12 protein-coding genes are annotated in these 12,126 nt (G+C 54.1%); 3 read left to right on the top strand and 9 right to left on the bottom strand.

The genetic code is table 11. From position 1 onward, the window contains the following. Window position 1: 1 nt before the first annotated feature. The 8 genes from fabF to yceD all read right to left on the bottom strand — a co-directional run bounded on the left by fabF (window position 2) and on the right by yceD (window position 6,142). A complete protein-coding gene (gene fabF / locus CRO33_RS22200; RefSeq protein ID WP_097119617.1) occupies window positions 2-1,243 on the bottom strand; it encodes a beta-ketoacyl-ACP synthase II in 1,242 nt (413 codons plus the stop codon). Between the two features lie 86 nt (window positions 1,244-1,329). After that, window positions 1,330-1,566 (bottom strand): acyl carrier protein, encoded by a 237-nt coding sequence (gene acpP, locus CRO33_RS22195; RefSeq protein ID WP_007885774.1) that lies wholly within the window; start codon window positions 1,564-1,566, stop codon window positions 1,330-1,332. A 153-nt stretch (window positions 1,567-1,719) separates the two neighbouring features. Then, window positions 1,720-2,454 carry a 3-oxoacyl-ACP reductase FabG gene (fabG, locus tag CRO33_RS22190; RefSeq protein WP_034830697.1) on the bottom strand — a complete coding sequence of 245 codons (735 nt, stop codon included), beginning with the start codon at window positions 2,452-2,454 and terminating at the stop codon, window positions 1,720-1,722. Between the two features lie 10 nt (window positions 2,455-2,464). Continuing rightward, the gene (gene fabD / locus CRO33_RS22185) at window positions 2,465-3,397 is read right to left on the bottom strand and encodes an ACP S-malonyltransferase (RefSeq protein WP_097119616.1); all 933 of its coding nucleotides are present in this window, start codon (window positions 3,395-3,397) and stop codon (window positions 2,465-2,467) included. A 16-nt stretch (window positions 3,398-3,413) separates the two neighbouring features. Continuing rightward, entirely contained in the window at window positions 3,414-4,367 is a 954-nt protein-coding gene (locus CRO33_RS22180; RefSeq protein WP_097119615.1) for a beta-ketoacyl-ACP synthase III, read from the bottom strand. Next, window positions 4,368-5,408 carry a phosphate acyltransferase PlsX gene (gene plsX / locus CRO33_RS22175; RefSeq protein ID WP_034830692.1) on the bottom strand — a complete coding sequence of 347 codons (1,041 nt, stop codon included), beginning with the start codon at window positions 5,406-5,408 and terminating at the stop codon, window positions 4,368-4,370. It lies immediately after the preceding gene. Window positions 5,409-5,435: 27 nt separating this feature from the next. Beyond that, window positions 5,436-5,606, bottom strand: a complete 171-nt coding sequence (gene rpmF, locus CRO33_RS22170) for a 50S ribosomal protein L32 (RefSeq protein ID WP_007885783.1) — start codon at window positions 5,604-5,606, stop codon at window positions 5,436-5,438. A gap of 14 nt (window positions 5,607-5,620) precedes the next feature. After that, window positions 5,621-6,142: a 23S rRNA accumulation protein YceD gene (gene yceD / locus CRO33_RS22165; RefSeq protein WP_034830691.1), complete on the bottom strand. Its 522-nt coding sequence runs from the start codon at window positions 6,140-6,142 to the stop codon at window positions 5,621-5,623. Between the two features lie 143 nt (window positions 6,143-6,285). On the opposite strand from yceD, the gene CRO33_RS22160 reads away from it, so the two are divergent. Then, entirely contained in the window at window positions 6,286-6,867 is a 582-nt protein-coding gene (locus tag CRO33_RS22160) for a Maf family protein (RefSeq protein WP_176505810.1), read from the top strand. Window positions 6,868-6,878: 11 nt separating this feature from the next. On the opposite strand, the gene rluC is transcribed toward CRO33_RS22160, so the two are convergent. Then, window positions 6,879-7,835, bottom strand: coding sequence for a 23S rRNA pseudouridine(955/2504/2580) synthase RluC (gene rluC, locus CRO33_RS22155; RefSeq protein ID WP_097119613.1), 957 nt, complete (start codon window positions 7,833-7,835; stop codon window positions 6,879-6,881). Window positions 7,836-8,137: 302 nt separating this feature from the next. On the opposite strand from rluC, the gene CRO33_RS24470 reads away from it, so the two are divergent. Continuing rightward, a complete protein-coding gene (locus CRO33_RS24470; RefSeq protein WP_141399045.1) occupies window positions 8,138-8,344 on the top strand; it encodes a hypothetical protein in 207 nt (68 codons plus the stop codon). Between the two features lie 64 nt (window positions 8,345-8,408). Then, window positions 8,409-11,843, top strand: coding sequence for a ribonuclease E (rne, locus tag CRO33_RS22150; protein WP_097119612.1), 3,435 nt, complete (start codon window positions 8,409-8,411; stop codon window positions 11,841-11,843). The last annotated feature ends 283 nt before the right edge of the window (window positions 11,844-12,126 follow it).

The raw sequence follows: 12,126 nt of genomic DNA, 5'->3' as shown, positions 1-12,126 counted from the left end.
CTTAGACCTTGCGGAAGATCAGCGAGCCGTTGGTGCCGCCAAATCCGAAGGAGTTACACAGCGTGTACTCCAGTCCGCTCACCTGACGTGCTGTATGCGGCACGAAGTCGAGGTCACAACCTTCATCTGGGTTATCCAGGTTGATGGTTGGCGGAACTGCCTGGTCGCGCAGCGCCAGAATCGAATAAATCGCTTCTACCGCGCCTGCTGCACCCAACAGGTGCCCAGTCATGGATTTGGTAGAACTCACCATCACGCTGTGAGCCGCTGCACCAAATACAGACTTGACCGCCTGAGCTTCAGCTTTGTCACCCGCTGGCGTTGAGGTGCCATGCGCGTTGACGTAGCCAATCTGTTCAGCATTCAGCTGCGCGTCACGCAATGCATTCACCATCGCTGCTGCAGCACCTGAACCATCCTCCGGCGGGGACGTCATGTGGTAAGCATCGCTGCTCATGCCGAAACCGACGATTTCAGCATAAATTTTCGCACCGCGCTTTTTCGCATGCTCGTACTCTTCCAGCACCACAATGCCTGCACCATCGCCCAATACGAAACCATCACGGTCTTTATCCCACGGACGGCTTGCCGCCTGCGGATTATTGTTATTGGTTGAGAGCGCACGTGCAGCACCAAAGCCACCCACACCCAGCGGGGTACTGGCTTTTTCAGCACCACCGGCCAGCATGACATCGGCGTCGTTGTACGCAATGATACGCGCAGCATGACCAATGTTATGCACGCCTGAAGTACAAGCGGTTGCAATAGAAATGCTTGGACCTTTCAGACCGTACATGATGGTCAGGTGACCTGCCACCATGTTAACAATGGTAGAAGGAACAAAGAACGGGCTGATTTTGCGCGGACCGCCGTTAACCAGTGAACTGTGGTTGTCTTCAATTAAACCCAGTCCGCCGATGCCGGAACCGATAGCTGCGCCGATGCGACCGGCATTCTCATCAGTCACGACCAGACCGGAGTCCGCCATAGCCTGAATACCAGCCACAATGCCGTATTGGATGAAGTCATCCATCTTGCGCTGATCTTTGCGCGAGATGAATTCATCGCAATTAAAATCTCTTACTAAGCCCGCAAAGCGTGTTGCGTAGGCACTAGTATCAAAATGGTCGATCAGGCTGATGCCGCTCTGACCGGCAAGGAGAGCACTCCAGGTAGACTCTACGGTATTGCCGACAGGAGACAACATGCCAAGACCAGTCACAACTACACGACGCTTAGACACGTACGTCCTCCAGGGAGGGAAAAAATAACGCTATGTGGGGCAAACATAAAACTCAGGCGGTCGAGGTGACCGCCTGAAGATATTCATTAGCCTTGGTGGCTATTGATGTAATCGATCGCTGCCTGAACGGTAGTGATTTTCTCAGCTTCTTCGTCTGGAATTTCAGTATCAAACTCTTCTTCCAGAGCCATTACCAGCTCAACGGTGTCAAGAGAATCTGCACCCAGGTCTTCAACGAAAGAAGCAGTGTTAATCACTTCGTCTTCTTTAACACCCAGCTGCTCAGCTACGATTTTCTTAACGCGTTGTTCGATATCGCTCATACTATTTAATTTCCTATCAAAACTCGCTTTCGCGATGGTTTTCGTAGTGTATAAAATGTTGAAAAAGATGCAACAAAATCCCGGCTGGTCGAACCACGATTTTGCGCTATTCTGCGGTGTTTACCGCAGATAATGCAAATGTTTTCGTGATTATCAGACCATGTACATGCCGCCATTGACGTGGAGCGTCTCACCCGTGATGTAAGAGGCTTCGTCAGAGGCTAAGAATGCAACAGCATTGGCAATCTCCTGCGGGTCGCCTAAACGACCTGCCGGCACTTCTGCCAAAATGCCCGAGCGCTGATCTTCGTTCAGTGCACGCGTCATGTCCGTTTCAATAAAGCCCGGAGCCACGACGTTTACGGTAATGCCACGTGACGCGACTTCTCGCGCCAGTGATTTGCTAAAGCCAATCAAACCTGCTTTTGCTGCCGCATAGTTTGTTTGACCCGCGTTACCCATGGTTCCAACTACAGAACCGATGGTAATGATACGGCCCACGCGTTTTTTCATCATGGCACGCATAACCGCCTTAGAAAGACGGAAGACTGATGTCAGGTTGGTATCGAGGATATCCGCCCACTCATCGTCCTTCATGCGCATCAACAGATTATCACGCGTAATGCCTGCATTATTGACTAAAATGTCCACTTCGCCAAATTCAGCGCGAACTTTCTCGAGCACGCTCTCAATAGAGGCCGCATCGGTCACGTTCAACAGCAGACCTTTGCCGTTATCGCCGAGGTAAGCACTGATTGCTTCCGCACCGCTTTCGCTGGTGGCGGTTCCCACCACTTTCGCACCGCGCGCAACCAACGTTTCCGCGATTGCACGGCCAATGCCGCGGCTTGCGCCAGTCACCAGCGCTACTTTACCTTCAAAGCTCATGTTTTTCCTCTTATTCCTGTGTAAGCGCCGCAGAGAGTGAAGCAGAATCGTTCACGGCTGCAGCGGTCAGGCTATCCACAATACGTTTGGTCAGACCGGTCAGGACTGTACCTGGACCGATTTCCAGCAACTGGCCAACGCCTTGGGTGGCAATAAATTCAACAGCTTCGGTCCAGCGCACCGGGCTATACAGCTGGCGAACCAGTGCACTGCGGATTGCCACGGCATCGGTTTCACACTTGACGTCAACGTTATTGACGACAGGCACAGATGGTGCGTTGAAAGTGATGCTTTCCAGTGCCACAGCCAGTTTATCTGCTGCAGGCTTCATCAACGCGCAATGCGATGGCACGCTCACAGGTAATGGCAACGCACGCTTGGCACCGGCCGCTTTACAGGCAGCACCTGCACGCTCAACCGCTTCTTTGTTACCCGCGATAACCACCTGGCCTGGCGAATTGAAGTTCACCGGCGAAACCACCTGACCTTGCGCGCTTTCTTCGCACGCTTTACGGATAGACTCATCATCAAGCCCGATGATTGCCTGCATGGCACCGGTCCCTTCAGGAACCGCTTCCTGCATCAGTTTGCCGCGTAATTCGACTAACTTGATTGCGTCCGCAAAGTTCAATACGCCAGCACAGACCAGCGCAGAGTATTCACCCAGGCTATGGCCGGCCATCAGCGTAGGCTGCGGGCCATTTTTGCTCTGCCAGACGCGATAAATCGCGACGGAGGCCGCCAGCAACGCAGGTTGCGTCTGCCAGGTCTTATTCAATTCTTCAGCTGGACCTTGTTGTACCAACTGCCATAAGTCATATCCCAGTGCGTCAGAAGCTTCACGGAAAGTGGCTTCAACCTGCGGGTTTTCCACAGCCAGATCGGCCAGCATGCCGACGGTCTGTGAGCCCTGTCCTGGGAAAACAAAAGCAAATTGTGTCATCTGTCGTTCCTGTCAATCAAAAGCGAACCAGCGCAGAACCCCAGGTGAAACCGCCACCAAAGGCTTCCAGCAAAATCAGTTGGCCAGGCTTGATACGGCCATCTCGCACCGCTTCATCCAGTGCACTTGGCACCGAAGCCGCTGAAGTGTTGCCATGACGATCCAGCGTCACCACCACTTTTTCCATGCCCATGCCGAGCTTTCTGGCCGTTGCGCTGATAATGCGCAGGTTGGCCTGATGTGGCACCAGCCAGTCGAGCATTTCGCGATCAAGGTTGTTGGCTTGCAGCGTCTCGTCCACGATATGGGCAAGCTCGGTCACAGCGACTTTAAAGACTTCATTACCGGCCATCGTGAGATAGGCTGGCTCATCCTGATGTTCACGATCCTGATACGGCAGCGTCAACAGCTTGCCATAACGACCGTCAGCATGCAGATGCGTTGACAGGATACCGGGCTCTTCACTTTGCCCCAGCACCACAGCGCCAGCGCCGTCACCAAACAGGATGAGGGTGCCACGATCGTTAGGATCGAGGGTGCGGGCTAAGACGTCCGCACCGATCACCAGCGCGTGCTTGACCACACCGTTTTTGATGTACTGATCGGCAACGCTAAGTGCATAGGTGAAACCTGCACATGCAGCGGCCAGATCGAAAGAAGCGCAGTCATTGATCTCCAGCATCTGCTGGATCATGCACGCTGAACTTGGGAAGGCATGGCTGGAAGAGGTGGTCGCCACGATAATCAGGCCAACATCGCTGGCCGCAACGCCTGCCATTTCCAGCGCGCGCTGTGCAGCAGCAAAGCCCATAGTGGCAACCGTTTCATCTGGCGCGGCAATACGGCGCTCACGGATACCGGTACGCGTGACAATCCACTCGTCCGAAGTCTCCACCATTTTTTCCAGATCCGCATTGGAGCGAACCTGCTCAGGCAAATAGCTACCCGTACCGATAATTTTGGTAAACATCTACGCTTTGTCACTCCTGGCTAATACAGCGTCAAGGCGCGCCGCAATCCTCTCTGGGACTTGCCTGCGCACCGCCTGCTCTGCCTGCTCTATCGCCACGGCAAACGCACGTTGGTTCGCCGCACCGTGGCTTTTGATCACTGTTCCGCGCAATCCTAACAGACAAGCGCCATTGTACTGGTCGGGGTTGAGATGGCCGAAACGTTTAGCCAGACGCTTTTGCAGCCAGCGCCCGACCCATTTCAACCACCACGCCCGTTTTTTCCCATCCTCTGACGACTTGAGCAGAGAAAGAAACATTCTTACCACGCCTTCCATGGTTTTAAGCGTGACGTTTCCCACGAAGCCATCACAGACCAGCACATCCGTCTTGCCGGTGAGGAGATCATTCCCCTCAAGATAACCAATATAGTTGATTTGCGGCGTATCCCGCAGAACCGCAGATGCTGTGCGAATCGTTTCCAGCCCCTTGGTCTCTTCCTGCCCAATGTTGAGCAGCGCGACACGCGGTCTGTCGATTTCCAGCACTTCCTCGGCCATGACAGCGCCCATGATGGCAAACTGCACCAACATATCGCTATCCGATTCCACATTTGCGCCGAGATCCAGCACCACCGTTTTACCCTGCTGCTGATGCGGCAGAACGGTCATCAGCGCCGGACGCTCAATGCCATCCAGCGGCTTCAATAACATCTTAGCCAGACCCATTAACGCGCCGGTATTGCCTGCACTGATGCAGGCTTGCGCGTTACCCTCTTTCACCAGCTCGAGTGCCACACGCATCGAGCTGCCGCGGCTGTTTCGAATGGCTTGTGAAGGCTTGGCATCACTTGCAATAACCGATTCGGCAGGGATCACCTGCACACGCCCCAGTAACGAGGAATCCGCTTTGGCAAGAAATGACGAGATGATGTCGGGATCACCGACTAGAAGAAGAACCAGATTCGTATGAGAGGCCAGTGCCTGCAAGGATGCAGGCACTGTCACGCAGGGACCGAAATCCCCGCCCATGGCATCAACTGCCAGGGTCAAACGTGTCAAGGTATCGCCTTGCGTAACCGCAAAGAATTACTTGGTGATAACCTTGCGACCGCGGTAGTAACCATCCGCAGTGATATGGTGACGCAGATGAGTTTCACCAGAAACTTTATCTACTGACAGAGCTGCGGTGGTCAGCGCATCGTGCGAACGACGCATACCACGCTTAGAACGGGTTGGTTTATTCTGTTGTACGGCCATGGACCTTACTCCTATTACTTACGCTTTAAACTGGCTAATACGGCAAAGGGATTTGGTTTTTCTGCCTCTTCAGGCAACTTGCCAAATACCATGTCCGCGTCGGACACTTCACAGTGTTCAGAATCATGCACCGGAACTACAGGCAGCGCGAGGATGAGTTCATCTTCGATAACTGCCAGCAAGTCGATTTCGCCGAAATCATTGATATCAACTGGCTCGTAAGCTTCCGGCAGTGCCTCGGCCTGCTCATCAGAAGAGACAGGACTGAAGCAATAGCTTACGTGGACAGCATGCGGGAATGACTGGTTGCAGCGTTGACACGACAATGTCACCTGCACATCAGCTGTTCCTTGCAGAACCGCTAAGCGCTGGTTGTCAATCGCAAACGACATGGTGCATTCCACATCACTGTCCACACTCACGACCGTTTCGGCCAGGCGCGCCACCAATTCAGGTGCATACACACCTTGGTAATCAAGGCGCTTTTGCGCGGCGCGGGCCAGATCGATCGTCAGGGGTAATTTTACCTTTTGCATAGGGCGCGCATATTAACTTTGTAACGTCATAGAGTCAAAGAAAAAGGCCGGTTTACAGCATCTTTCACCCGTTAGTCGCATCCAGTGCGGCGCATAGTTTAAAATGCCTGTCATCTTTACGCTATCTATTCTGAAAAAAAATCATGACACCGTTAATTCTGGCCTCCACTTCCCCATTCCGTCAGGCCTTGCTGAGCAAGCTTGGCCTGCCTTTTATTGCCGTTGCGCCCGATTGCGACGAGACGCCGCAACCGAACGAAACCGCACCGCAGTTAGTGCAACGCTTAGCACTGGCAAAAGCCCAGGCGCTAGCCGCTCGGTTTCCACAAAACTGGATTATTGGTTCCGATCAGGTCTGCGTGCTTGATGGCAACATCACCGGAAAACCGCATACGGTGGAGAATGCCTGCCGGCAACTGGCTGCGGCCAGTGGCAAAGTGATTACGTTTTATACCGGGCTCGCCTTGATTCAGCCACAAACGGCACAACAGCAGGTGGTTTGTGAACCGTTCAACGTACATTTCCGTCATTTAAGTCAGGCAGAAATTCGTCACTATGTGGAAAAAGAGCAGCCGTTGAATTGTGCGGGCAGCTTTAAAAGCGAAGGTATGGGGATTTGCTTGTTTGAGCGGCTGGAGGGGCGCGATCCCAATACGCTGATTGGATTACCACTGATAGCGTTAAATAAGATGCTGATCAAAGTGGGCATCAACGCGCTGGATTGATGCCCGGAAATTCAGGCTTTTTTCTGACGCAACTGCGCCAGGCAGTGTTTCAGCGCATTATCCAGCGGCGCTTCCATTCGCAGAACTTCCCCGGTATTCGGATGGGTAAAGGTCAGCGCTGCAGCATGCAGGAACAACCGCGCCAGGCCCGTTGACGCGAGCTGACGATCAAAGTCCCGATCGCCATAGCGATCGTCAAAAGCGATAGGATGGCCACCATGCAGCGTGTGCACACGGATCTGGTGCGTGCGCCCGGTCACCGGACTGGCTTTTACCAGAGTGGCGAAACCAAAACGCTCTTCCACTTTGAAACGGGTCTCGGAGGGCTTGCCTTCCGCACTGACACGCACCACGCGCTCACCGCTTTGCAAAATATTTTTCAGCAACGGTGCCTGCACCGCTTTCAAATGTGAAGGCCAGTCACCGCGCACCAGTGCCAGATAATCTTTTTGCATGCCCTTTTCACGTAACTGCTCATGCAGCGAACGCAGCGCAGAACGTTTTTTTGCCACCAGCAAAATACCGGAAGTGTCGCGGTCAAGACGATGTACCAGTTCGAGGAAACGGGCTTCAGGACGCAGCGCGCGCAGACCTTCAATCACACCAAAGCTAAGACCGCTACCCCCGTGTACGGCGGTACCTGATGGCTTGTTCAGCACCAGTAGATGATCGTCCTCATACAGGATGGCATTCGCCAGCGCGGCAACCTTATCGAGTTTCGGTGATACCGCCTGCTCTTCACGCTCGGCCACACGCACTGGCGGAATGCGCACTTCATCCCCCACCTGCAGCTTATACTCGGGTTTCACGCGTCCTTTATTCACGCGCACCTCGCCCTTACGCAAGATGCGATAAATCATACTTTTAGGCACGCCCTTGAGCTGAGTGCGCAAAAAGTTATCAATACGTTGTTCGGCATTTTCAGCCGTAATGGCGACATAAAGTACGCCGGGATTCTCTGTTTTCATGGCGGCGATTCTAAATAGTGTCCCTGGATAGCGCCACCCCTTTTTCTGTGCTTAACTCTCTCTTTGTCGCGCGGACAAAAGGTCATAATGATGACTTTTTCACCGATGCGATGTTAAGCCCTGCAAATGAACAGGTTAAGGATGCACAAACTTCACAGCTCGGCAAAAGTCGCCTTGCTATATGTGAGTGAGCAATGGAATAATGCAGGGGTTTCTGCCCTGGAAAAATTCAGGCAGGAAAAAAGAGCGAAATAAGTCATTTTGCCGGATTGAACGGACACGCAGCAATGGCGTAAGACGTAATGTTAAATCAGGCACTTAGCGGGCTGCGGGTTGCAGCCTGGACGACAGACTGGGATGTGTGGATTTCTGAATTTTCTATAGCTATTCCACCTTCAGGCGCTGTTTTTCCTTATGAAAAACAGGCCACCGACAAGATTTGCGCCCCTTTAGCCGACGACAGCCGTGAGGTTGACGTCAGTGCATTAAGACACGGGGCCATCGGTTGATTCTCGTCCAGGGTAACGATGCCCGCAGCTACATCACTCATGTGAGAATAACGAGTAAGTCACGATGAAAAGAATGTTAATTAACGCATCTCAGCAGGAAGAGTTGCGCGTTGCCCTTGTTGACGGCCAACGTCTGTACGATCTGGATATCGAAAGCCCCGGACACGAGCAGAAAAAAGCCAATATCTACAAAGGTAAAATCACCCGTGTTGAACCCAGCCTCGAAGCGGCATTTGTCGATTACGGTGCTGAACGTCACGGTTTCCTCCCTCTGAAAGAAATTTCCCGCGAATACTTCCCTGCTAATTACAACGCACATGGCCGTCCTAACATCAAAGAGGTGTTGCGTGAAGGTCAGGAAGTTATCGTGCAAATCGATAAAGAGGAGCGTGGAAATAAAGGTGCAGCCTTAACCACCTTCATTTCTCTGGCCGGTAGCTATTTAGTCCTGATGCCGAATAACCCGCGTGCCGGGGGTATTTCCCGCCGTATTGAAGGTGACGATCGCACCGAACTGAAGGAAGCGCTGTCCGCACTGGAACTGCCAGACGGTATGGGTTTGATCGTGCGTACCGCAGGCGTTGGCAAATCTGCCGAATCGCTGCAGTGGGACCTGAGTTTCCGACTGAAGCACTGGGAAGCGATCAAAAAAGCCGCTGATAGCCGCCCTGCCCCCTTCCTGATCCACCAGGAAAGCAACGTCATTGTACGTGCCTTCCGCGACTATCTGCGTCAGGATATTGGTGAGATTCTGATCGATAACCCGAAAGTGCTGGAGCTGGCCCGTCAGCATATTGCTGCGCTCGGACGCCCGGACTTCAGCAGCAAAATCAAACTGTACACCGGTGAAATTCCACTGTTCAGCCACTACCAAATTGAGTCGCAGATTGAATCGGCATTCCAGCGCGAAGTGCGCTTGCCTTCCGGTGGCTCAATTGTTATCGATAGCACCGAAGCGCTGACCGCCATCGATATCAACTCCGCCCGTGCAACACGCGGTGGCGACATCGAAGAGACGGCATTCAATACTAACCTCGAAGCGGCTGATGAAATCGCTCGTCAGCTGCGCCTGCGCGACCTCGGCGGCCTGATTGTCATCGACTTCATCGACATGACACCGGTTCGACACCAGCGCGCGGTTGAAAACCGTCTGCGTGAAGCGGTTCGTCAGGATCGTGCACGCATTCAAATCAGTCACATTTCGCGTTTCGGTCTGCTGGAAATGTCGCGTCAGCGTCTTAGCCCATCATTGGGTGAATCCAGCCATCACGTCTGCCCACGCTGTAGCGGCACCGGCACCATCCGTGATAACGAATCGCTCTCGCTGTCTATCTTGCGTCTGATTGAAGAAGAAGCGCTGAAAGACAACACCAAAGAAGTGCATGCGATTGTACCGGTGCCCGTCGCCTCTTACCTGCTGAACGAAAAGCGTGATGCAGTCAGTGCGATCGAGAAACGCCAGGGTGGCGTGCGTGCCATCATCGTGCCAAACGATCAGATGGAAACGCCACATTACTCTGTGCTGCGCGTGCGCAAAGGCGAAGAGACGCAGACACTGTCTTACCACCTGCCGAAACTGCATGAAGCCGAAATGGCGCTGCCTTCGGAAGAAGAGCATGCCGAACGTCGTCGTCCTGAGCAGCCAGCCCTGGCCGCCTTTGTGATGCCTGATGCGCCGCCTGCGCCGGTTGAAGTGGAAAAAGAGAGCCGTAGTGCGGTTAAAGCGGATGCAAAACCGGCAGCTGCCGCCGCGGCACCTGCCGTTGCCAGCACTGGCTTTGTCGCTCGCCTGTTAGGCGGTTTGAAAAAACTGTTTGCTGGCGATGCGCCTGCTGCTGCACCTGTTGAAGCTAAACCAGAAGAGAAAGCCGCTGAAAGTGAGAATAATCAGCAGCGTGGCGACCGCCGTAACAACCGTCGTAGCAATAATCGTCGCGATCGCACTCCGCGCAACGGTGAAAATGCTCAGGGTCGCGAAGGCCGTGAAGCGCGTGAGCCACGCGAATCGCGTGAACCACGTGAAGCCCGCGAGCCGCGTGACAATCAGGACAATCGCCGTAACAAACGTCAGAACGAGCCTCGTGGTGAACGTCCAGCGCTGACCGATGAGCAGCTGCAGCAGCGTGATGAGCAGCAGCAACAGCGTCGTGAGCAGCGAGCTGAACGCCAGCGTCGTCGTCAGGATGAGAAACGTAATCAGCAGCAGGATCAAAAAGCCGCTGAAACCATTGCTCAGACCGAAATCACTGATGAAAACGTTGCGCAGGAAGAAGAACGTGTGCAGGTCATGCCACGCCGTAAACAGCGTCAACTGACCCAGCGCGTGCGCGTGGATGATACTGGCGAAGTGGCGGCAGCCATCTCAGCACCAGCAGCCACGGAAGCGGTTGTGGAAAATGCACAGCGCACTGCATTCAATGAGCAATCTGAAGTCGCTCAGGATGAACAGGATGATAACGAGAACCGTGATAGCGCCAACATGCCGCGTCGCTCACGTCGTTCACCACGTCATCTGCGCGTGAGCGGCCAACGTCGTCGTCGCTACCGTGATGAGCGTTACCCAACCCAATCTGCCATGCCGCTGGAATCGGCTGCCTCTTCTCCAGAGATGGCATCCGGCAAAGTCTGGATTACCTACCCGGTTGCTCAGGCCCACGATCAGTTCTCCTCTCAGGAAGCGCTGAACGAAATGCCTGATTACAGCTATCAACATACCGGTGAAGCGGACGCACTGCCGGTTGCGGCAGCAGCAGAACAGGTTACTCAGCCAGCAGCGCAAGAGGCTGTTCATCAGTCTGAGCCACAGGCACACACTGAAGTGCCGGTGGTGAACACCGATGACCTGACCCCAGTCGCTGCGCCTGTTAATGAAGAGCCTGCCGTGATTTCTGCCGCTGTTGAGCAGATTGCACAACAAACCGCTGCTGAAGCCGTACCGGCCGATGAAGTGACAACGGCACCGGCTGACACAGTCATCGCTGATGAAGTTGAAGATATTCAGGCTGAAGTTGCACCCGCTGCGGAAGTTGCTGCTGCATCGTTTGAAGTGGCACCGGCTGCGGCGCCTGCATCGACTGAGACAGTTTCTGCTACTGAAGTGACACCAGCTGAAGAAGTCCCTGCTGCGGAAATTACCGCACCACAGGTCAGCGAAGCCGTGGCTGAGCAAGCGCCTGCTGACGTTGAGCCTGCTGTTGCGGCGCAAGTGGAAGAAGCACTGGCTGCACCCGTGGCTGCTGAAGCGCCTGCTGCACCGGTTACTGAACCGCATGCTCCTGTTGCTGCACGTGATACCGCAGTGAGCAACGCTGATACCCGCTGGAAGCACCACGCCACGGCGCCAATGACCAAAGCACCTGCTCCGGCATGGGAGCCAGAAGTCGTTCGTCACAGCGATTGGGTTCGCCCACCGTTTGACTTCGAAGGCCGTGGCTCTGCGGGCGGCCATAGCGCCACGCATCAGGCGACGGCACCGGCTACACGTCCGGAAAGCGTTTAAGTCTTAGTTGCTAATCAGCGTTAACAAAACCCCGACTGGTTCGGGGTTTTTTATTGCCTGTCGATCCTGCTCTGCCGCAATGACTGGTGATGATCTGGCAGAGTAAACAAACAGACCGCTGCGCCGCAGGAGGCAGGTGCGAAGAGGTGATGATCTGGCAGAGTACACAAACAGACCGCGGCTCCGCAGGTGCCAGGTGCGATGAACGGTGCGACGAAATGACAGGCAAAAAAAATCCCACGGCCCCAAAAGGCGGTGGGAGAAACTAAGCGCGCCCGGTTTA

The sequence above is a fragment of the Pantoea sp. GL120224-02 genome (assembly GCF_900215395.1).
In the GTDB taxonomy this organism is placed as follows: Bacteria; Pseudomonadota; Gammaproteobacteria; order Enterobacterales; family Enterobacteriaceae; genus Pantoea; species Pantoea communis.
Note: the sequence above shows the minus strand (reverse complement) of the source record. Positions and strands in the feature narration are given on the sequence as shown.